General features: G+C 62.4%; 20 protein-coding genes and 1 pseudogene. 8 read left to right on the top strand and 13 right to left on the bottom strand.

All coding sequences use genetic code 11. The features are described from left to right. Positions 1–23: 23 nt before the first annotated feature. From PCS43_RS09635 to PCS43_RS09625, 3 genes and pseudogenes are all read right to left on the bottom strand, one after another. A pseudogene (locus tag PCS43_RS09635) lies at positions 24–915 on the bottom strand (sucrase ferredoxin). 58 nt (positions 916–973) lie between these two features. Further along, positions 974–1,546 (bottom strand): YdeI/OmpD-associated family protein, encoded by a 573-nt coding sequence (locus tag PCS43_RS09630; protein ID WP_007727476.1) that lies wholly within the window; start codon positions 1,544–1,546, stop codon positions 974–976. A 9-nt stretch (positions 1,547–1,555) separates the two neighbouring features. Continuing rightward, positions 1,556–2,059 carry a hypothetical protein gene (locus PCS43_RS09625; RefSeq protein ID WP_075832765.1) on the bottom strand — a complete coding sequence of 168 codons (504 nt, stop codon included), beginning with the start codon at positions 2,057–2,059 and terminating at the stop codon, positions 1,556–1,558. A gap of 128 nt (positions 2,060–2,187) precedes the next feature. Here PCS43_RS09625 and PCS43_RS09620 point away from each other — a divergent pair, with 128 nt between their 5' ends. Further along, positions 2,188–3,033 (top strand): alpha/beta hydrolase, encoded by an 846-nt coding sequence (locus tag PCS43_RS09620; protein ID WP_042923446.1) that lies wholly within the window; start codon positions 2,188–2,190, stop codon positions 3,031–3,033. On the opposite strand, the gene PCS43_RS09615 is transcribed toward PCS43_RS09620, so the two are convergent. After that, a complete protein-coding gene (locus tag PCS43_RS09615; RefSeq protein ID WP_030535113.1) occupies positions 3,018–3,974 on the bottom strand; it encodes a GlxA family transcriptional regulator in 957 nt (318 codons plus the stop codon). The genes PCS43_RS09620 and PCS43_RS09615 overlap by 16 nt on opposite strands. Positions 3,975–4,099: 125 nt before the next feature. Here PCS43_RS09615 and PCS43_RS09610 point away from each other — a divergent pair, with 125 nt between their 5' ends. Continuing rightward, positions 4,100–4,738 (top strand): HD domain-containing protein, encoded by a 639-nt coding sequence (locus PCS43_RS09610; RefSeq protein ID WP_209908079.1) that lies wholly within the window; start codon positions 4,100–4,102, stop codon positions 4,736–4,738. Between the two features lie 9 nt (positions 4,739–4,747). On the opposite strand, the gene PCS43_RS09605 is transcribed toward PCS43_RS09610, so the two are convergent. The 7 genes from PCS43_RS09605 to PCS43_RS09575 all read right to left on the bottom strand — a co-directional run bounded on the left by PCS43_RS09605 (position 4,748) and on the right by PCS43_RS09575 (position 12,062). Continuing rightward, positions 4,748–5,704, bottom strand: a complete 957-nt coding sequence (locus tag PCS43_RS09605) for a R2-like ligand-binding oxidase (RefSeq protein ID WP_003940790.1) — start codon at positions 5,702–5,704, stop codon at positions 4,748–4,750. A gap of 87 nt (positions 5,705–5,791) precedes the next feature. Beyond that, on the bottom strand, positions 5,792–7,429 hold the full coding sequence (locus PCS43_RS09600; protein WP_125050549.1) for a sulfatase-like hydrolase/transferase: 1,638 nt from the start codon (positions 7,427–7,429) through the stop codon (positions 5,792–5,794). A 45-nt stretch (positions 7,430–7,474) separates the two neighbouring features. Beyond that, positions 7,475–7,816, bottom strand: coding sequence for a DUF6292 family protein (locus PCS43_RS09595; RefSeq protein ID WP_003940902.1), 342 nt, complete (start codon positions 7,814–7,816; stop codon positions 7,475–7,477). Between the two features lie 67 nt (positions 7,817–7,883). Then, positions 7,884–8,639, bottom strand: coding sequence for an alpha/beta fold hydrolase (locus PCS43_RS09590; RefSeq protein ID WP_030535116.1), 756 nt, complete (start codon positions 8,637–8,639; stop codon positions 7,884–7,886). After that, entirely contained in the window at positions 8,626–9,471 is an 846-nt protein-coding gene (locus PCS43_RS09585) for an alpha/beta hydrolase (protein WP_070162768.1), read from the bottom strand. Before PCS43_RS09585 ends, PCS43_RS09590 begins: the two co-directional genes overlap by 14 nt. Positions 9,472–9,636: 165 nt before the next feature. Then, entirely contained in the window at positions 9,637–11,190 is a 1,554-nt protein-coding gene (locus PCS43_RS09580; RefSeq protein WP_047270190.1) for a DNA polymerase Y family protein, read from the bottom strand. Further along, positions 11,187–12,062 (bottom strand): hypothetical protein, encoded by an 876-nt coding sequence (locus PCS43_RS09575; RefSeq protein ID WP_030535119.1) that lies wholly within the window; start codon positions 12,060–12,062, stop codon positions 11,187–11,189. The genes PCS43_RS09580 and PCS43_RS09575 overlap by 4 nt, the downstream gene beginning before the upstream one ends. Positions 12,063–12,289: 227 nt before the next feature. On the opposite strand from PCS43_RS09575, the gene PCS43_RS09570 reads away from it, so the two are divergent. Then, entirely contained in the window at positions 12,290–13,489 is a 1,200-nt protein-coding gene (locus tag PCS43_RS09570) for a serine/threonine-protein kinase (protein ID WP_003940952.1), read from the top strand. A gap of 9 nt (positions 13,490–13,498) precedes the next feature. On the opposite strand, the gene PCS43_RS09565 is transcribed toward PCS43_RS09570, so the two are convergent. Then, entirely contained in the window at positions 13,499–14,890 is a 1,392-nt protein-coding gene (locus tag PCS43_RS09565) for an FAD-binding oxidoreductase (protein WP_047270191.1), read from the bottom strand. Beyond that, positions 14,887–15,723 (bottom strand): class I SAM-dependent methyltransferase, encoded by an 837-nt coding sequence (locus PCS43_RS09560; protein WP_047270192.1) that lies wholly within the window; start codon positions 15,721–15,723, stop codon positions 14,887–14,889. Before PCS43_RS09560 ends, PCS43_RS09565 begins: the two co-directional genes overlap by 4 nt. Before the next feature lie 135 nt (positions 15,724–15,858). Between PCS43_RS09560 and PCS43_RS09555 the strand changes: the two genes are divergently transcribed. The 5 genes from PCS43_RS09555 (at position 15,859) to PCS43_RS09535 (ending at position 20,040) form a co-directional block, all read left to right on the top strand. Further along, positions 15,859–16,536 carry a winged helix-turn-helix transcriptional regulator gene (locus PCS43_RS09555; protein WP_003940889.1) on the top strand — a complete coding sequence of 226 codons (678 nt, stop codon included), beginning with the start codon at positions 15,859–15,861 and terminating at the stop codon, positions 16,534–16,536. Positions 16,537–16,646: 110 nt separating this feature from the next. Then, entirely contained in the window at positions 16,647–17,231 is a 585-nt protein-coding gene (locus PCS43_RS09550) for a M15 family metallopeptidase (RefSeq protein ID WP_003940687.1), read from the top strand. A 2-nt stretch (positions 17,232–17,233) separates the two neighbouring features. Then, a complete protein-coding gene (locus tag PCS43_RS09545) occupies positions 17,234–17,875 on the top strand; it encodes a phosphatase PAP2 family protein (protein ID WP_047270193.1) in 642 nt (213 codons plus the stop codon). A gap of 75 nt (positions 17,876–17,950) precedes the next feature. After that, positions 17,951–18,649 carry a response regulator transcription factor gene (locus PCS43_RS09540; RefSeq protein WP_003940940.1) on the top strand — a complete coding sequence of 233 codons (699 nt, stop codon included), beginning with the start codon at positions 17,951–17,953 and terminating at the stop codon, positions 18,647–18,649. Further along, positions 18,646–20,040 (top strand): sensor histidine kinase, encoded by a 1,395-nt coding sequence (locus PCS43_RS09535; RefSeq protein ID WP_047270194.1) that lies wholly within the window; start codon positions 18,646–18,648, stop codon positions 20,038–20,040. Before PCS43_RS09540 ends, PCS43_RS09535 begins: the two co-directional genes overlap by 4 nt. Positions 20,041–20,177 lie beyond the last annotated feature (137 nt).

The raw sequence follows: 20,177 nt of genomic DNA, 5'->3' as shown, positions 1-20,177 counted from the left end.
ATCGTAGAAAACCGACGATGAAATCACAGGTCTCGAATCGACGTGACGACAACCGGCCTGACCGGCTTGGACGCCGCGCCGCAACTCGGTGGACGCGGCGCGAGTTCGGAGAGTGCCGTCTCCACCGCCCATCGCCGGCCGTCCACATGTGCGACGACGCATGTCCCGTCACTCGCCTGCTCGATGACAGCCAAGTCGTCGATTCCGCAGGTTATTTGCTGTCGCACAGCAATTTCCGAAGCCTGCCCCGCAGGAGACCAACAACTCCGTCCACGCAGGCCCGGCAAATGGACCTGATCTCGGGAAGCCACCTCCACGGCCGTGACACTCTCACTTGCGGACAGACGGTCCGTACGTATTGCCGCTCGGCAACAGGATCATCGACGGCGCGAATCGGTGCCCGCCGGTATGCGAACACTCCCACACCTGGGGTCCGAAGGACGACATCAGCGCTGCGGCGATCGGCCTGCCGAATACAGCGCAGCACTGGTCGCGCTTGCCGTGTGCGCAAACCAATACGACTGGCTCGGTCACTTGCTCGCCCAGTCCTGGTGGCGGCCCATCCAACAAGAAGAAATCGACGTCGAGTAATTCCATCGGCGAATCGATGTGCAACCTTTCACACCATGAGTCGCTCGGATCGGAGCGCGCAAGCAGGACGGTGTGTCCATCAGTCATCGGATCGGTACGCCCGGGTCGCCGAACGAACATGATTCGCACGTTCGCTGCATCGGCTCGGCGGCTCAGCTCGGCGGCAAGGTCCTCCCCCAAGGCCGTACCGTCCAACACGTCACGACCCCACGCGGCATTGAATTCGAGGCATACCCAGCCCCGCACGACGGCAGCGCTGCCTGCCAGCGGCTCATCGACAGCAGACAGTGCGGAACAGGTTTCGGCTTCGATCACGAGGCCCATTGTGTCAGCCTCGCTGGGTGTCGATTAGCAAGTCCCTGTGGCCCAGTGACGCGGCAGCTCAGTAGAACTTCTTGCCCTCCGCAAGCTGGTTCACGAACTTCTCGATCCGCCTGGCTCGCGTCTCCGGACGCTTTGCCTCCTGCAGTCGGTACGCGATGGTGAATCGGTTGGTGGAATTGAGCGTCGCGTAGAACTCACGAGCCTTCGGGTTTTCCGCGAGCGCATCGAGAAAGTCTTTCGGGACCTCGGCCTTGGCTGATCCCTCGTACGCGCGATCCCATCGACCGTCGGCCTTGGCCTTCTCGATCTCGGCGATGCCGGAGGGCTCGAGAAGTCCCGCAGCGTCGAGGCGGGCGACTATCTCGACGTTGCGTTTGGACCACGGACTCCGCGCGGTGCGTCGTGAAAACTTCTGTACGAAGAAATCGTCGTCGATTCGCCGTGCGAGGCTGTCGATCCAGCCGAAGCACAGGGCAACGTCCAACGCTTGGTCGTAGTCGATTGAACTGTGCGACGAGGTCTTCTTGGCCATTTTCAGCCAAAGGCCGGGGACCACCTCGTGGTTCTCGGACAGCCATCGACGGAACTCTGCTCCGTCAGCGAAGTATTCGGTGCCGAGTTCGACTGCCATCAGTGCTCCTCATTTTCGCGATACCCATACTCTGACAAAACCCTGCGACAAATATCCGAGAGTTCCGAGTGCGAGCACCCATTTGGCAATACTGACGGTCGAAGCGGCGCGAACCCTCGAGTCGGTGATCCTGTCGCGATGATCGAGGAAATGGAGTCCGACCACGTTCTCGACGTAGTCGCCGGCCGCCGACAGTACGGGCACTACGGCAAGGGCGCGCCGAGTTGCCGGGGAAAGGGGAACCCGCTCCCCGAGCCTCGTGCCCGCTGACCGCAAAGCCATCGCGTAGATCGCGGGATGTACGAAGTCGGGGTAGTAGTGACTACGAAATCGTGCCGTGGCCTCTGCGTCCATGGAGTCCAATATTTCGACGTACCGGCGAGCAGAGAAGGCCGTCTGCACTTCCAATACTTTGGGAGCCACCGGCCCGAGTAGGCGAGCAATATTCGCTTGTGAGACAACAAAAGCGGTGGTCCACAGTGCCATCGCCTTCGCAGATCCAGTTGGTGCCATGCCACGATCGTGCCATCTTCGCACAACAGAACGGAACGGCCCGACGGAAGAGCTCGCCTCAAATGTGAATGAGGTTGTAAAAAGCGGGCATTCCGTATCGATCATCGGTCCGATAGCGGGGAGCGCGCATGTCGCCCAAGTCCAACCCGACTGTTCTGTTCATCCACGGACTTTGGATGCACCCGACCACCTGGGACCCCTGGGCGCAGGTTTTCAACGCGCAGGGATACCCCACGATGGCGCCGGGGTGGCCAGGGGACGCGTCGACCGTGGGTGAGACGCGTGAACACCCGGAAGACATCGCGGGACACGGCATCGAGGACGTGACGGATCACTACGCCAAGGTGATAGCCGATCTCGACGAACCACCGATCGTGGTGGGGCATTCGTTCGGAGGTTTGATCGCGCAGAAACTTCTCGGCCAGAAGCTGGCGACCGCGGCAATTGCCATCGACCCGGCTCAGCCCAAAGGGGTGTTGAAACTTCCCCTCGTTCAACTGGGCAGTGTTTTCCCGGTCCTGTCCAACCCCGGGAACTACCGGAAGGCGTACTCACACAACAGAGAGTCGTTCCACAAATCCTTTGCCAGCGCCGTGTCCAAGGACGAGTCCGACGCCTTGTTCGAGCAGTATGCGATTCCCGCCCCTGGTCGGCCCTTGTTCGAGGCAGCACTCGCCAACTTCGCGCCCCACAGCCCCGCTGCAGTAGATTTCAACGCCCGCCGCGGGCCACTCCTGATGATCGGCGGCGGCAAGGATCGCACAGTCCCGAAAGCCAGTTCGGACAGCTCGTTCAAGAAGTACGCCAAGGCCCCGACGATCAACGAATACAAGGTCTTCGGCGATCGAGGTCACTCGCTGACCATCGACCACGGCTGGCGTGAGATCGCGGACTACAGCCTTGCCTGGCTCGACAAGCAGGGCATGAGCCCGCCGCAAGGCAAGCACGAAAGTCAGTCTCAGCCGAAAGCTTGAAAACGACGGCGGTACACCTGCGGCGAGATTCCGAGATGCGTCGAAAATGCTCGTCGTAGGGATTCCGAACTGCCGAATCCCGCCAATTGCGCGGCTTCGGTCACCGAGTGGCCGGCATCGAGGAGCGCTTTCGCGGAGTCGAAACGGATCAACTCGACGTATTTGGCCGGCGTCGTACCGAGTTCTTCCCGAAAGAGCCTCGTCAGATGCCGTGGGCTCAGGTGCGCCAGGGCAGCCAGTTCGTCGACCGAGTACTCCCCCGCCGGATCGGCGGCCACCGCCTCGACCACTGCGCGAAGCGCGGGCACCCGGGGCCGCGGCCCGCTCAACGACGGCGAGAACTGTGACTGCCCACCTGGACGTTGGAGAAATACCACCAGAAGCTGTGCGACACGTCGGGCCATTTCTGCACCATGATCTCGCTCGAGCAATGCGAGCGCGAGGTCGATCCCGGCGGTCACACCCGCAGACGAGAACACCGTGCCGTCCTGGATGAAAATGGCGTCGGGAACTACCGTGATCTGCGGATAGGCGCGCGCCAGCGTTGCCGTGTGTTGCCAATGCGTCGTTGCGCGGCGTCCATCGAGCAGTCCACTCGCCGCCAGGATGAATGTCCCGGTACAGATCGAGGCAACCCGACCCGAACGTCCCGCAAGATCGCTCGCTGCCTCACGCAATTCCGGACTCACCGGCATCGACGGGAACACGTCGCCACCCATGACCAGCAACGTGTCGAAGGAACCGGAATCTGCGACGTCACAGTCGACCGGAATGCGCATGCCGGTCGACGAGTCGACATCGTGTCCACCCACCGAGCAGATCACCAACTCGTAGTTCGCTCCGCCGCGATTGGCCTCTGCGAACACCTCGCTCGGACCTGCGACGTCGAGCAGTTTGACGCCGTCGAACACCAGGACGGCAACTCGATGCACTGCGGTCACGATCGCTCCCCTTCGTCCTGATCTGTGGACAGTATGGCCGAGATCAGGGTGCGCCCGCGTGCGTGCTCGACCGACACTGGGACAGACCGAGAAATTCGCAGCAGCGACGAGCAGAGCAGGTACCGATGAACACGATCATTGCCGGTGCGAAAATCCCCGATTCGAAGATGGCTGCCGACGCCACCGAACTCGTCCGAGATACGGCGTCCGAGTTACTGTTTCACCACTCGCGACGCGTCTTCCTCTTCGGATCGCTGCAAGGCGCGCGTTTGGGACTGCACGCCGACCCCGAATTGCTCTACGTCGGCGCCATGTTTCACGACCTGGGGCTCACCGAGAAATTCCGGGACAGTACGGCGCGATTCGAATTGGACAGCGCGGACGAAGCGCGGCGATTCCTCACCGGCTACGAAGTCGACGAAACCGACATCCGCAAAGTGTGGGAAGGCATCGCTCTACATACGACGCCCGAGGTCCCCTCGCGGCTGGAGCCCGAAATCGCCTTGGTGACAGCGGGTGTGGAGACCGATGTACTCGGAATCGGATACAGCGAACTCGACCAGGCCGACATCGACGCCGTCACCGCGGCTCACCCCCGTCCGGATTTCAAGAATCAGATCTTGAAGGCCTTCACCGACGGCTTCAAGCACCGTCCCGAAAGCACGTTCGGGACGGTGAACGCTGACGTACTCGAACATTTTGTGCCGGGATTTCGGCACATCGATTTTGTCGAGGTCATCCAGAACTCGGCTTGGCCCCAATAGAATTCGCAGTCATTTGGCCGCCTCACTCATCGCAGCGGCATCTTCTGCCCCGAACTTTTCCTCGAGGGTCTCCGGCGAATAGTCGAGGTCGATCTCGGCGACGTCGCGCCCGCGTGCAGACTCGATCGCCGAAAGTCGGCGCTGCGCACGGTCTGCGGCATACTCGAGGAACTCCTGATTGTCCAAACCGAACGGCTGCACCTCGAATTGATCGTTGACCCAGTTGATCATTCCGAGGGCCATGGGCATGAGTTCACCCATCCGCTGCTGAACGACGTCCCAGTTGTGATCGTCGGCGGCGACGTGCCTTCGGCAGGTGAACGTTCCCCAAGCCATGTGCCGTCGTTCGTCGTCACCGATCTTTCGCACCAATTGCTGCATGCCAGGGAGGATTCCGCGCGTCGCACAAACTTTCTGCCAGGCGTAGTAACCCGTCAACGCCAGACTGCCCTCGATGACGTGGTTGTACGTGACGCTGGCACGCACCTGGTTGACCGGGCTGGGGTCTGTCTCGAGAATGCGTAGCGACGACGGCAGCTCCTCGTAGAACAGTTGCCGGTAGTACGGATTGTCAGCGACGTAGGAATGCAGGTCACTGGTCAATCCCACTTCGTCCATCCACAGCCGAAACACCTGGGTGTGCTTGGCTTCCTCGAAACAGAACTGCGTCAAGTACATCTCGTCGCCGAATCGTCCCTCGGTCGACATTGCTTTCATGAACGGTTGAATGTCTTCGGTGACGGCTTCTTCACCGGCGATGAACTGCGCACACAGGAAGGTGGCGCTGCGCTGTTGTTCGCTGGTCAGCTCCTGCCAGTCACGGGCATCCTGCGAAAAATCGAGGTCGGTTGGGTTCCAGAATTTGGCGTTTCCCTTGGTGAACAATCGGAGTGGGAACGAATCCCAGTTCAACCCTCCCGACCGAAGAGAACTGAAACCTTCTCGCCCCGGCGAGGTGACAGTCATGACATTCCTTCTTCCCGAACCGAAGACAGATGCCCCACCAGCATGCCCGCAGAACTGAAACGTGAATCAGTTTTGACGAAATTCGATCTATTCCTTCAGGGAAACACCCTTGGTCTCCATCACTGCGAAGAGCTTGGCGTTCATCTGAGCTGCCAGATCCGGCCGATACGAACCGATGTTGAGCGGATTGGCGAGATTGTTCAGTTCCAAGGGGTCGGCTTGTAAGTCGTACAGTTCGTATTGCGGCGCAGCAACTCCCGCAGGATCGAAGTACATCGTGTACTTCCAGCGGCTCTCGCGTATGCACCGAATGTGGTTGGGCTGCGTGACGATGTTCTGACCGTCGGGCGTCGCACAGTTCTGATCGTCGTAGGTGAACAGAATCGTGTCCTGAACCTGCGTGCTGGGACTTTGCGGATAAGCGGCAGCGTCGACGATGACCGGTGTCAGATCGGTACCCAGGAAGTTCCACGATTGACGCGCAGGCGCTTGGGCGAGCGTGGCGAGAGTGGGCATCACGTCGATCAACGACGCCAGGGCGTCGGTGCGAACGGGTTCGGGAAACAGCAAGGGGTTGCTGATGACCAGTGGAACGCGCAGTGTTTCCTCGTAGGCGTTGAACACTTTCTGCCGCAAACCTCCGTGGCTCATCCCCATCTCCCCGTGATCGGACATCCGAACGATCACCGTGTCGTCGAGCATCTGTGGAGTGGCTTCGATCGCGTCGAGCACGCTGCCGATGTGTTCGTCGACCACCTTGTGCATATAGGCGTAGAAGTTGATGTAGTTACGCGCCTGATCGGGTCCGAGCAGCGGCCCGAGCCCGGCTGCCAACAGCAGTTCCGACTGAACCTGGGCTGTCGGTTTGTGATTGAGCGCCAGGATCTCGTCGAAGGTGGGCGGCAAGTCGATACCCTGCTCGAAGGCGCCCGGCGCGTCCGATCCGTAGTTGTCGCACGTGCCGTTCATCGCGTTCCACGTCTGGGGGTACGCGAGGACATCGTGCGGGTTCACGAACGAGACGATCAGCGCCCAAGGCTGTCCGGATGTGACTGCGGGTCCGGAGAGGAACTCGACAGCTTCCTCGGCGACACGGCGATCATGGTCTGCGCACCCGCCACCGAAGTGATCCGGATTGGTGTCCTGGCCCGCGTCCGGCGGAATCCACCCCTCGAAGCCGAATCCTGCCACGTCCTCGCTTGTCGGATCACCACCCTCGACGCCTTTGCTCAGATGCCATTTCCCCCGGTACTGGACGTTGTAGCCGGCCGACGCCAGCAGCTTTGCCATGTTCTGTTCGGAGACCTGCAACTGTGGCTCGGTGGGTGAGACAGTGCCACCTTCGGTGAGCGTTCTGGTGACCCCGTGCTGCGCGGGGTAGAGGCCGGTGAAGAACGTACTGCGACTGGGCGAGCACATCGCGGTGTTGCACACTGCCTGGTCGAAACTCAGCCCGTGATCGGCAATCCTCTTGCGGTTGGGCAGATTCTGTTCAGCCCAGCCTTGGGGCCAGTACATCGACCGGCGTTCCTGATCGGTGATGATGACAACGATGTTGGGTTTCTGCGGAAACCGATCGGCGGGTGCTGCTTGTACCGGCACCGCGCTCACCGCGCCGGCCGCGACGTCTGCCACTCCCGCGAGGACAAGAGCACCGACGCCACCGAGGAACGTCCGGCGCGGCAATGAATGACAATGCGGGGCTGGAACGTTCTCTGGGTTCACGTGCGTCGTCCTCTCGGAGGCGTTGTCGCCCCAGAGTTGACCGAATCACTCTTCGCTACACATGCGCGAGCAAACTGCCCGTGCGCTGATCAGTTCGATAACCCGATCCGCACAGCGCAGCGGATCCGGTGTCCGGCCGATACCGAGGGTGTCGACTATCGAAATCGTCCTTCGCACATCAGCCTCCTCGACACCCCACGACCAACCGAAGTCGTGATTCCAGAGCAGAACTGCGTTCTTCCCCGGATGGTGCCTGGCATGAACGGGAAGGACGATCACCGCATCCATGCTCGGCCCCTGCGGCCATCGGACGGTCTCACCGTGAACGGACCGTGCTACCGCGTCGATGTATTCGTGTGCGGACCAGTCGTTGCCGTTGGTATGCATGGAAGTACATTCGGTGCCACACACGTTTCGGATGGGTTCGTGGCATCACCGATCGAGTATTGCGCTTTCAGGAAATGAACGGCAACACAACGGATTCGAATTGGCGATGACCGTCGCGGTGGACACTGTGGCCGGTACGGAAAGAGACCAATTCGCAGCGTGCGACGGTGGCTGCAACAGCGTCGAGGCGAACAGGATCCACCATCCCGCCCAGACCTCCACGCAGGAACAACATGTCAGCCTCGATGAGCGGCAACCGATCCCACCACTGCGGATCCGGTCGGCGGAACTGCTCGAGCGCGGACCGCGTCATCGAGCGATCGAACGTCAACGCGGCTCGCGGATGCCGCACCAAACTTGTTGTGGCATGCCACAGTTCTGGGACACTCGGCAATTTCCTCGCGAACACCTGTTCCGGGTCACCCGCACGTAGTGGTAACGGCGCTTCCTCGATGACCAACTTCCGCACCGCAGTGGGACGTTTCTGCGCGATCAACGACGCCGCGTGCCCGCCGAGCGAGTGGCCGACCAGGTCCACCTGCTCGAGTTCGAGATGATCACACACGTCCATGACGTCGTCCGCGAACTCCTCGAACAGATACGACGACGCACGAGCGCTCCGGCCGTGGCCGCGAAGGTCGACCGAGACAACTCGCCGGTTGCGTGATCGCAAGGTCCGCGCGAACTTGTCCCAGGTACCGCTGTCGCCGCCCATCCCGTGCACGAGGACTACCGGAGGCAGATCGGCCACACTGGGATGCGAGCCGGAATCGCGGTAGCTGATCTGGACCCCGCCGGCACTTCGTACGTTAGCGACACTCACGAGTTCCCAGGATAGACCCGTCCTCGCGGATTGCTGACGCGGTCAGCCGAGGCTGCAACTCCCCTGGTCGCGTGACCTCGTCGTAGCGACCGAGTCCGATCCTCGCGATGTTTCGCAGCGACTCGCTTGCATCGGCGAAGTAGCCGCAATGCCCTCGAACGGCTCCGGTACCGAAAACAATGGCTCCGTGCTGCGCCCGAACTGGAGACGGGCCGTGGCCGATGCGGCCGATCTTGACGCGTGGGAAATAGCGGATCCAGTCCGACGGACCAAGCGCAGCCCAGAGATTTCCGGCAAAGCACAGGTCTTCGCGCGAACTGGTCCCCATCCCCGGACTACCCAGCACCACGCAATCGTCCACTCGCGCCGACGGGAGAGCGAGTCCGCACACCACGGCCCCGTAGCTGTGTCCGACGAGCGTCACATGCGCCGATCGCGGCAAGATACGAGTCAACCGCGCCAGATCTATCGCACCAAGTTCTGCAAGTGTCCGGGAGAACGACTCGAGAAATCCCCACGGCGTCCGATAACCGACCCACACGATCACCGCGACGCGGTCGTTCGGCCCGAGCGTTCGGAGCATCCTTCCCAGTGTCCATCCGCTCGCGCGTGGTCCTGTCGGACGGTTCTCGTCGAAGTAGTTTCCCAGTCCGTTGTCGTTGCCCGGCACGAAGATCATGATGTGCTCGGCTGTGGCGACATCGCCGAACACCTCCACGATCCGGCCTTCGCCGGACTCGTCGTATGCCAGAAGTTGTGCGTCGCGTAGCTCCATCGGCTCGTAGTGAAGTCGATCGGTTCCGGAAACGTCAGCTCGACCCGCCGTTTTCATGACACTCCTCGCGAAGAGTTGCAACGACGAGAATCATTGCAACAGTGAGTTTTTGAATGTCATCAACGCTAGGCGCCCGATGGCGTCGGTGCGATGGCGCCAGCGCCCCTACTGTTCGTACAGTCGACTCGACCATGTCTGGTACAGCTGGCTGTACCTACGAGCTCATTCGTACACGCCCTCCACCGACCATCCACCGCCTTCACAGATCATCAGCAACGCCCGCGATTCCTCCAACAGCACCTGAGCCCGCGCGGCCGTGCGCGCCGAGGCTGCGTCCCACCATCGCTCGTCCACCGGCCAGGGCCCGGCCCATCCCTGCACTGCCCATTCCTTGCTCCCCCACTTCAGCCTTCCCGGCTGCGAGCTGAAGACACCGCGCTCAGTGACGTACACGGCGTTGCCGGCCACATCCTCCAGCCATACCTTGGGATTGTCGACGAAGATCGACCCCGGAGACGGCTGCGGCAGACGACCAGGCCACGGGGCTGTCGGATCATGAGCAGCTACCCGCTCGTCACCCAAGGGCAACAGGGTAATTCGCTCCGAGGGCCCTCGACCACCGCTCAGGACACCGACCTGAACCGATTCGCCGCCCAGAAGACCTTGCACGCGCACCAATGCTCGCCTGGCCCGCTCCTCCTCGTCGCCGACACCGCCCCACAGCCCCAACTGCAAAGCGCCGGCACTGACCACCTCCACCGGTTCCAGACGCAACACCGCTATGCCTGCGGTCGGCCGGGTCCCACTGCGCCCGGTGAGCCAGCCGTCCAGTTGCCATCGCACTCGATCGGCCGTTCCCTCCGGTGTCAGAGGTTCGGCGCAACGCCAAGTCCGAGAAAGATTTTCACCGTTGCCCGTGCTGGCCGAAATCGACAGGCGGGTGCACGCCACTGCGGCAGCCGACAATTTGTCGTGCAGGAGACTCGCCAAGGCGCGCCCGGCAAACGCTGCGGCATCCACCCGCTCGATCGACGGATCGTAATGCTGCTCCACTTCCAGATCCGGCGGAAGCGTCCGCGCCGACGGTGGCCGCTCGGGTTCACCGCGCGCCGCACGATGCGCGAGCACCGCATCGGCCCCGAAACGCGAAGCGACGTCCACTGCCGGTAAATCCGCGAAAGCACCGATGGTTCTGATCCCGAGCCTGCGCAGCAGATCCACCAACTCCCCGCGATGCGGCGCAGACAGACTGGGCTCGGCCGCCAACTCCGGCATGGGTAGCGGCGCCAGAAACCGTGCCCCCTCCCCCGGCGGCACCAGCGCTGCCCGGCGCGCGGCGATGACCGCTGTGGACAGTTGATCCGCCACACCCACCTGACTCTCGACGCCCGCAGCAGATGCCTGATCCACCAATCGTTCCGCCGCGGCTTCCTCCGAACCGAAGTACCGACTGACACCTCGCGCACTGAGCACCAACAAACCAGGACGAAGTACCTCGACGCCCGGTGCCACCGCATCGATGGCCGCGGCGACCGGCTCGAACAATCTGGCGTCGCGTTCCGGATCTGCCATCGCCACATACAGTTCCGGGCAGCGGGCCTGCGACTCGCGTCGGCGCAGGCCTCGTCGCACTCCCTCCGCGCGGGCCGTCGCCGAACATGCGATCACCCGATTACCCGAGGTGACTGCGACAGGATGCGTGGCAGGAAGATCGGCAAGCGCTGCCGCTGCCACCGCCGGCCAGTCCGGGCACCACAACGCCAGAACTCTGCTCACAGTGACACCACCCGTGACGACACCACCCGCGACGACACCACCTGCTCCGACACGGCCTCGACCGGCCGGGAAGGTACCCACTCGACCCGCCCGGCTGCACTGCAGATGTCCAGACGCGTGGTCCGGGGCTGGAACGAGCGCCCCCGAGCACGAACCGCGAGGCTCAGGGAACTGAGCCGACCACGCCCCAACTCACGGCCCTGACCGAACCCACCGTAACCATGAACCCGAGCGTCCAACCGAACTTCGGCCCCGTCCCAGTGACCTTCGGTGACAACAAGAGTCGAGCCCTTGCTCCGGGCGCGCGCCACCACCGCTCGCGCACGCGACGGGGATACCGACGCACCCGCCAATCCCAGAATCACCAGATCCATACCGTCGAGCAGCACAGCAGCGATCTCGACCGGATCCGGCCCAGGCGCCGGAATGAGCGCCAGACGTTCCAATTGCGCACCCATCTCGTACGCCGCCAGCAATCCCAGTCGAGGTTGCCCGATGACTGCCACATGCCCCCCGGACGCCGTCACGGACGCGACCAATCCCAAGAGCAAGGAAGCAGCGCCCTCGACGGACACCACGGTTCCGCGCACCAAACCGCCCTGCGGTAGCAATGCCCCGATACCTTCCGGCACTGGGAGAACACCAGCCTTGTGCGCGCGGTTCACGACCGGTATGTCCCGGTCGGCAACACTCTCGAAGGCTGCTGCACTTGTCCCGGAAACACCAGCCACGGAAACACTCGGTCCCGAAAACGACGTATCGCCGCGAGAGGGAATGGACGCGATCTGTCGGCGGAGCTGTGCCAGCCGATCCTGACGGGACAACCCCGCCGCATCTGCCGACAGCTCCACCAACTCGGTCACCTCGGTCATCCCCATCCTCCGGAACACCGGAAAAACTCACTCGGCAGCAATCCATAACCAGCCGGCAAACCGCGGGGAAGTCGGGTCTGACATGCATCCAACGAACAGCAATTTCGAACATATTTTCGAACTGTTTTCAGTAAACCGTGTCACCCCCGACACGTCAAGCAGAGCAAAAAACCCAGTTCACAGGAGCCTCGAGCGTCACAGTGGCATCAATCCATTAACCTTGAGATGTGACAGCTCAGGAGCAGACCGGGAGGGGCATCGGGCCCGAATACCTGCTGGCGGGGCGGTACCGACTCCGCTCCAAGATCGGCGACGGAGGCATGGGCGCCGTCTGGCTGGCCCGCGACACCCTCCTCAGCCGTGACGTCGCGGTGAAACAGGTCACAAGCACGGAAGGCCTCGACACCGAAACGGCCGAAGAGGTCCGTGAACGTACATTGCGCGAAGGCAGGAACGCCGCAAAGCTCACCCACCCCCACTCCATCGCCATGTACGACGTCGCGATCGAGTCCGGTGAACCGTGGTTGGTCATGGAGTACTTCCCCGCCCGCAGCCTCGCCCAGGCGATGAACTTGGCCGACACGTTGCCACCGCTGGAGGTCGCGCAGATCGGCGCGCAGATCGCTGCGGCGCTCACCGAGGCGCACGCCGCCGGCATCGTCCACCGCGACATCAAGCCCGGCAACATCCTGATCGCCGACCGAGGCAAGTCTCTCGGCACCGTCAAGATCAGTGACTTCGGCATCGCCCGCGCAAAGAGCGACGTATCCGACACCCAGGACGAGGTCATCACCGGCACTCCCGCGTACTTTGCACCCGAAGTTGCCCGCGGCGACGATCCCACCGAGGCCAGTGACGTCTTCTCACTCGGGTCGACGCTCTACACGGTGATCGAGGGTCAACCGCCCTTCGGCATCGACTCGGACGCCATCGCTCTACTGCATCGTGTCGCCAAGGCCGAGATCTACCGACCCACCAAGTCCGGACCGCTCACCGACGTTCTCCTTCAGCTCCTCGAGCCGGACCCCACCCGTCGTCCGACGATGGCTCAGGCACGCGACGCGCTCGCTGCAGCCGCGACGGGCGGTGGCACGATCGAGCAGTTGATCGACGCTCCCGTCTACTCGTCCGAAGGCGCCGTGCCGGCGTGGGCTCACCGCACCACACAACTCGCCGACCCACACCGCCGCAATCGCCTGACCGGCTCCACGATCACCGGACTGCCTGCAGTGCAACAGAACACGCCACTGCGGAACGTCCCCAGCCCCATGGACATGTTCTCCTGGCCGCCGCGGATACCGACCGGCCCCGCCGATGCCAGCACCCGCGACAAGGTAGTGGCCTGGGCTCCCCTCGCCATGACAGGCATGGTTGCCGTCATCATCTTGGCCGCACTGATCGTCGTCATCCTGGTATTCACGGCCTGACCGGACGCTCTACGCGGGCAGAATGTTTGCGTTGAGGTGAAACACGTTGTCCGGGTCGTACTTCGCCTTGACGGCGGACAATCGCGCGTACTTCGCCGCACCGTAGGACGCTCGCACTCGGTCCTCGTCGACATCGGTCATGAAGTTGACGTACCCGCCTTGATTGGACGAGAACGGACGCAAGGCTTCCCAGGTCTCACGCACCCACGATCGATCCAATTCCAGTGTCCCGGCATCGGTGGCCGTAGCCGTCATGTTGCACACGTAATGTGGTGTGCGAGAACCACCGAACGCAGTGTCGTCCTCGCCGACGGAGGTGAAAGCTCCCTGCAGCGGAAAGATCGGCATGAAGGACATCGGCGACGATTTCTTGCCCGCTTGCTCGGTCAGAACATCGATCACGGCGTCGGAGAAATCCACCAGGTCCAAGGCCTTCTCATAGGCGTATGCACCCCATGGTTCCGATTCGTCGAGCATCGACTGTAAACCGATGTACGGGAGCGGGGTGACGAACTCGAACAGCGTCGGCACGCCCTCTCGAATCGGCGCAATCGCGTTCGAGTGTTCCTCTTCCGATCCGAAACCGGCTACCAGCAACGCGTATCCGGGCAGCAGGTGAAACTGATCCGGAACAAACGGTGCCGGAGGCGCGGACAAACCGACGGCAACCATCGCTCCGGCATTTCTCGGCAGGGCAGGCACCACTTCGCGGCACAGACGAAGCGCTGCGGGTCCGTCCTCCATCCCCCAGAAGAACAGTCCCAGATGCACTTCCGGACCGATCTCGCTCAGACGGTACTCGAACTCGGTGACCACTCCGAAGTTTCCACCGCCGCCGCGCAGCGCCCAGAACAAGTCGCTGTGATCGTTCTCGGAGGCCCGCACGATCGAACCGTCGGCGAGCACCACCTCTGCCGACACCAGATTGTCGATCGCCAGGCCGAGCGTGCGCGTCAACCACCCCATGCCGCCGCCGAGGGTCAGGCCACCGACGCCGGTATCACTGATCACTCCACCGGTCACTGCCAATCCGTGTTCCTGCGTCGCGGCGTCGAGGTCGGCAATCGTCGCACCACCACCGACCCTGGCTCGCTTCGCGGACGGGGCGACACTGACTACGTTGATCGCACTGAGATCGATCATCACACCGCCTTCACACACCGAGGTACCTCGGTAGGAATGCCCACCACCTCTGACCGAAACCTCCAACGAATGGGCTCTGGCAAATGCAAGTGCCACAGATACATCCGACGCCGACCGGCACCTGGCGATCACCGCCGGACGATGATCGATCTGCCCGTTCCAGATCGACCTGGCGTCGTCGTACTCCGGATCTCGGGGGCTGAACACAGAACCCGTGATCGCCGATTTCAGTGGCGCGAACTCGACCGTCGTCATCATGCACCGCCCTCGTCGGGTGTCGCGGTGAGAAGCAGGTATTCCCACTCCATCACGAACGGCTCGCTTCCGCTGCCGTACTTCTTTGCCAACTCGAGCAGATCGCGATCGAGCGCCTGTGTGCGGTCAGGATCGCCGGCGATGTTCCGGTACACCGCGATGGTCGGGCCGTAATTCTTCTTGAAGAAATCGCGGAAATCTTCCGGCCCGCTGAATGTGTCCACACGAAGTACGTCTTTCCTTGCGGCAACATCGCCGAGCAGATCACGAACATGGTTCTCGTCGCCCCACAAAGGCGCCGGCTGCGAACCAGGAGGCGGGGGCGGTGCATACGGCTTCATCGTTTTGAACATCTCGCCGATGAACCCCGTCGGAGTCCAACTCAGCACTCCGATCTTTCCGCCGGGTCGGCATACTCGCAAAAGTTCGTCCGCGGCGCGCCGATGATGCGGGGCAAACATCACACCGACGCACGAGAGCACTACGTCGAACTCGTTGTCGCCGAACGGAAGAGCCTCGGCGTCGGCCTCCTGCCAATCGAGTTCGACACCCGCGAGTGCCGCGGCCTCCCGTCCTGCCACGAACAGTTCGGGAGCCAGGTCGGTGGCGATCACCTGCGCACCCAGCGCAGCCGCCGGAATGGCGGCGTTGCCGGACCCCGCCGCGACGTCGAGCACCCGATCTCCTTTCTGCACGCCGCATTCACGCACCAATACAGGTCCGAGTTCCGCGATGACCTGCGTCGCCACCGCCGGATAGTTACCGAGCCCCCACATTGCCCGGTGCTTGGCCTTCAGCTCCCGGTCCAACCCGAGAGTCCCCGTTGATTCACTCATTACCGTTCTCCTTCAATAATTTTCGTACTCGGAGCCCGACAGCGTTCATGCCGTTACTCCGACGCTACGACGACGGTTCACTCCTCTCCAGTACGAAATCTGTACCGGAGCACCCCGGAGGCCTACGATCGAGAGATGGGGTCCTCGTACCACCAGTTCTGCCCCGTCGCCAAGGCGATGGAGCTACTCGACGAGCGGTGGACACTGCTTCTCCTCCGCGAACTGATCATGGGAAGCGAACATTTCAACGATCTCCGCCGCGGGCTCCCGCGAATGTCACCGACTCTGCTCTCGACCCGGCTTCACCAACTCGCGGTCGCCGGCATCGTGGAGCGAGAAGAAACCGACTGTGTCGTCAGCTATCGTCTGACCGACGCCGGCCGCGAACTGCGCCCTGTGGTCGAAGCTCTCGGCATCTGGGGTACCAGGTGGATCGGTGAACTGGGCGACGAAGATCTGGATCCGAAGCTGCTGCTGTGGGACATGCATCGCCGCGTGGATCATTCCGTGGTGCCTGAAGGCAAGACCGTGGTGCACTTCGCATTCTCCGGAGTACGTGGACATTCGCGGAACTGGTGGCTCGTCATCAATTCCGGTGAGGTGGACATGTGCGATATCGATCCGGGTTTCGACGTTGCAGTGTCGGTCTCTGCGGGCTTGCGACAGATGACCGAGATCTGGCGAGGTAACCTGACCTGGTCGGACGCCATACGGTCCGGTGACGTCACCATTTCTGGGCCTACTGCGTTGCGTCGTAGCCTGCCTTCGTGGTTCGAGCTGTCGACTTTCGCGTCGATCCCGCGCCCCGCGTAGCGCGCGCTCACCAGCCCCGTTCCGTCCTGTTACAGAGCTGTTGCAGACCGTGACACCGTCGACGAACGGTGACCACCTGCCGGTGACACTGACCGAGAAGTCTCTGTTGTATGCCCAGCCACCGCGGAATCATCCGCTTCGTCGCACTCGGTGCAGTCGTGCTCGGTGCGGTCGCGCTCAGCTCCTGCTCGTACACAGAAGAAGCACAACCGAAGAGCGGTAACTACCTTGCCACTCAGCCTGATTCAGGACCTTCAGGCGGCGAGATCGAGGACGGCATCAGCTTGCAGGACACTCATGTGCCCGCGCTTGCCCGTCTCGATTCCGCACTGCTCGCGGCGCTCCAGTCGGCAGCGGCCGACGCACAGGCATCCGGCGTGGACATGCACGTCACGTCGGGTTGGCGGTCCGCGGCATACCAACAGCGACTGTTCGACGAAGCCGTCGTCAAGTACGGCAGCGTGGACGAAGCGTCCAAGTGGGTGCACTCGCCGAGCCTGTCCAAGCATGTCAGTGGACAGGCCGTCGACATCGGACCGACCGACGCCGACGACTGGCTCATTCAGCACGGCAGCGATTACGGCCTCTGCCAGACCTACGCCAACGAGATGTGGCATTTCGAATTGGCAACCACTCCTGGCGGGGAATGCCCGCCACAACTGAGCAACCCCTCGGACGAGAGAGCGGAAGGCTGATCATGACACGAGTCAAACCAGCGAGACTGATTGCCGCACTGGCACTCTTGATCCTCGGAGTCGTCGAATTCGAATTGGCGGTCAACACCACCGGTGGTCAGATCGTCGACCAACAACTCATGGTGGGTGCGGCCACCTCCGAACGCCTCAGCGTGTTCTCCGCCGAGTTCATCGGCCTCGTCACCCCGATACTGATAGTGGGAGGAGTGCTCGTGGCGCTCATGATCACATTGCGCAACAACCCGATTGCGCTAGCTTTACGCGTCGTCGTCGTGACCCTCGGTCCCATCACGACGGCTTGGGTTCTCAAACAATCGCTGGATCGACCGGACCTGAACGGTCTGGTGATGCACAATTCCTTCCCCAGCGGCACTTTGACGGCCATAGCTGCTCTGGTCTGCGCGATCGTGATCGTCACGCCCTCGAGGTGGCGGGCGGTCGTTGCGGTCAACGGTGCGCTGATCACCATCGGAACCGCGATCTCGGTAGTCGTGCTGCAATGGCACCGCCCGAGCGACGTGATCGGTGCACTACTGCTCGTCGGCTGCTACACCCTCGCTGTGTCGGCATTTCCGTTGAACACCAGCGTCGCCCGGCATGCGGTGCTGGCAGACTCAGGCAACGAGCGACTCTCGCGAGTGTGACCCCTGTACCCTTGGCTGACCGAGATTTCTCCGACCGCAGAAGGCCCCTGATCATGGCGAGTCCAAGGTGAGCTCATGGTGAGCATACTTTTCATAGAAGACGATCCAGCCGTGGCCGAGGCAATCACGTTGGGACTGAACCGACTCGGGCACAACGTCAGCCATCGCCCCGACGGTAACGGTGATTTCGACGACGCCCTGGGTGCCACGGACCTCGTCCTACTCGACCTCGGGCTGCCGGGTGCCGACGGTTACGAGATCTGCCGACGTATCCGCACCCGAAGTTCGATCCCGATCATCATTCTGACCGCTCGATCCGACGACATCGACACCGTCGCCGGCCTGGAAGCCGGTGCCGACGACTACGTCGTCAAACCGGCCAGTCCGCGCGTCCTCGACGCTCGTATCAAAGCCGTCGTGCGGCGCTCGGCACCGGCAACGACGCGCCCGGATGCGACGCCGGGTGCAGAGACGTTCGGCGACCTGGAATTGGATCGGTCGTCGCTGCAGGTCCGCAAGGCCGGGATGCTGCTGACCCTCACCCCGACCGAACTCCGACTGATCCTGGCGCTGACCGAGAACCCCGGACAGGTCCTGAGCCGCCGACAGTTGTTGTCCGCAGCCTGGGACCAGGAGTATCTGGGTGATTCCAGAATCGTCGATGCAGCAGTGCAGCGGCTGCGCGGAAAGATCGAGGACGACCCGGCCGCACCGACCGTCATCGAAACGGTGCGCGGGTTCGGGTATCGCTTCAACACCAGCCCAGCCCGATGAGACCGACCTGGCTTCAGGTCGACGGTCTGCGAACCAGGCTCGTGCTCGTGTTCATCGCAATCGTCGTGATCATCGCCGGGGCAACCGCGGGTGTCGTCTCGTTCATGGCGCGGTCGTGGATCTATTCCAACGCTCAGGATGTCGCGACCGCACAATTTCGCGACGAACTGCAATACGTCAACGGAACACCGGTAGAGGAGTTGACGCCTGCCAACCTCCAACAGATCTTCCAGTCCGACATGACGCTGATCGTCGACGGCGAAGTCATCCGTCAAGGATCCGTGGATGCGGCGACCATTCCGCCCAGCTTCGACGAAGGTTTGGACAGTCCGAAGCTGATCCGTTTCGAGAGGCTCGACTCCCAGCGCATCATGTTGGGAATGTCCGTCAATGTCGTGGACATGAGCGCGGACGACAGCTACGACAACGAGACATTGGTCAAAGCCGTCACCATCCGGCCGCTGGTAGGAGTGCAGGACAAGTTCGACGACCTGCTTCGAGCTGTCGGCCTCACCCTCGCCGCCGGTGTGTTGGTGAGCGGACTACTCGGGCTGTGGATCGCGTCGACGCTTGTCCGTCCGCTCAAACGCCTGGACAAGGCGGCCGCCCGTGCTGCCGACGGCGACCTCAGCGTCCGACTCCCCGAAGACGGAGTAGCCGAACTCGCCCAGGTCACAACAACGTTCAACAACATGGTCGCTCGCAACGAAGCGGTCATCCGAGGTCTGGAAGAATCGGAAGAGCAGTCGAGAAGGTTTGTCGCAGACGTCTCCCACGAGCTCCGGACGCCGCTCGCAGCACTGGTGCCGGTCAGTGAGATCCTCCGTGAAGAGATCCCCAATCTTCCGCCCGACGCCGCCGCTGCCGCGCGCATCGTGAGCAGTGAGATCGGCAAGCTCACTCGACTTGTCGAAGACCTCATCGAAATGTCTCGCCACGACTCTCAGCAAGCGCACCTCGTCCTCGACGACGTCGACCTCGTCGAATTGACCGAGCGCACACTCGAGAGCCGCGGATGGACAGATACCGTCGAACTGCGCGCACCCGAAAGTGTCAGCGCCAGAGTCGATTCGCGTCGGATCGACATTGTCGTCGCCAACCTCGTCGGCAATGCACTGCGCCACGGAGCGCCCCCGGTTCGCGTCGAGTTGAGCGTCGAATCCGGGTTCTCCGTCATCACCGTCGTCGACCACGGCCCTGGCATCTCACCCGAAGACCGGCAGGCAATCTTTCGGCGGTTCTACAAGGTCGACACCGCGCGCGGACGCAGCGAGGGCAGCGGACTCGGACTCTCGCTCGCCGTCGAGAACGTGCACTTGCACGGCGGCACCATCGGCGTCGACCAGGTGGACGGGCGCACGGTCTTCACGGTTCGCCTGCCCAATCGCTGACCCTCTCCCCGAGCGAACGTACCTTTCGGCGCACCCAAGGCGATCGTCGTACCGTTCGCTCGAAAAGGGGTGGGCACTTCGCACCCTGAACCGTCCGCGTTTGACCAAATAGTGGGATTCTGGTTTCAACATGTGAA

Source organism: Rhodococcus sp. C-2, from assembly GCF_027854095.1.
In the GTDB taxonomy this organism is placed as follows: domain Bacteria; phylum Actinomycetota; class Actinomycetes; order Mycobacteriales; family Mycobacteriaceae; genus Rhodococcus_F; species Rhodococcus_F qingshengii.
This window is presented reverse-complemented; position numbering and strand designations above follow the sequence as displayed.

What these genes read in the sequence shown, in the direction of transcription:
- PCS43_RS09620 (WP_042923446.1), top strand. Translation starts at nt 2,188, where the DNA reads ATGTCGCCCAAGTCCAACCCGACTGTTCTGTTCATCCACGGACTTTGG.
- PCS43_RS09535 (WP_047270194.1), top strand. Translation starts at nt 18,646, where the DNA reads ATGAGACCGACCTGGCTTCAGGTCGACGGTCTGCGAACCAGGCTCGTG.
- PCS43_RS09630 (WP_007727476.1), bottom strand. Translation starts at nt 1,546, where the DNA reads ATGGCAGTCGAACTCGGCACCGAATACTTCGCTGACGGAGCAGAGTTC.
- PCS43_RS09595 (WP_003940902.1), bottom strand. Translation starts at nt 7,816, where the DNA reads ATGCATACCAACGGCAACGACTGGTCCGCACACGAATACATCGACGCG.
- PCS43_RS09555 (WP_003940889.1), top strand. Translation starts at nt 15,859, where the DNA reads ATGGGGTCCTCGTACCACCAGTTCTGCCCCGTCGCCAAGGCGATGGAG.
- PCS43_RS09610 (WP_209908079.1), top strand. Translation starts at nt 4,100, where the DNA reads ATGAACACGATCATTGCCGGTGCGAAAATCCCCGATTCGAAGATGGCT.
- PCS43_RS09540 (WP_003940940.1), top strand. Translation starts at nt 17,951, where the DNA reads ATGGTGAGCATACTTTTCATAGAAGACGATCCAGCCGTGGCCGAGGCA.
- PCS43_RS09550 (WP_003940687.1), top strand. Translation starts at nt 16,647, where the DNA reads ATGCCCAGCCACCGCGGAATCATCCGCTTCGTCGCACTCGGTGCAGTC.
- PCS43_RS09565 (WP_047270191.1), bottom strand. Translation starts at nt 14,890, where the DNA reads ATGATGACGACGGTCGAGTTCGCGCCACTGAAATCGGCGATCACGGGT.
- PCS43_RS09605 (WP_003940790.1), bottom strand. Translation starts at nt 5,704, where the DNA reads ATGACTGTCACCTCGCCGGGGCGAGAAGGTTTCAGTTCTCTTCGGTCG.
- PCS43_RS09575 (WP_030535119.1), bottom strand. Translation starts at nt 12,062, where the DNA reads ATGACCGAGGTGACCGAGTTGGTGGAGCTGTCGGCAGATGCGGCGGGG.
- PCS43_RS09545 (WP_047270193.1), top strand. Translation starts at nt 17,234, where the DNA reads ATGACACGAGTCAAACCAGCGAGACTGATTGCCGCACTGGCACTCTTG.
- PCS43_RS09625 (WP_075832765.1), bottom strand. Translation starts at nt 2,059, where the DNA reads ATGGCACCAACTGGATCTGCGAAGGCGATGGCACTGTGGACCACCGCT.
- PCS43_RS09585 (WP_070162768.1), bottom strand. Translation starts at nt 9,471, where the DNA reads ATGAAAACGGCGGGTCGAGCTGACGTTTCCGGAACCGATCGACTTCAC.
- PCS43_RS09560 (WP_047270192.1), bottom strand. Translation starts at nt 15,723, where the DNA reads ATGAGTGAATCAACGGGGACTCTCGGGTTGGACCGGGAGCTGAAGGCC.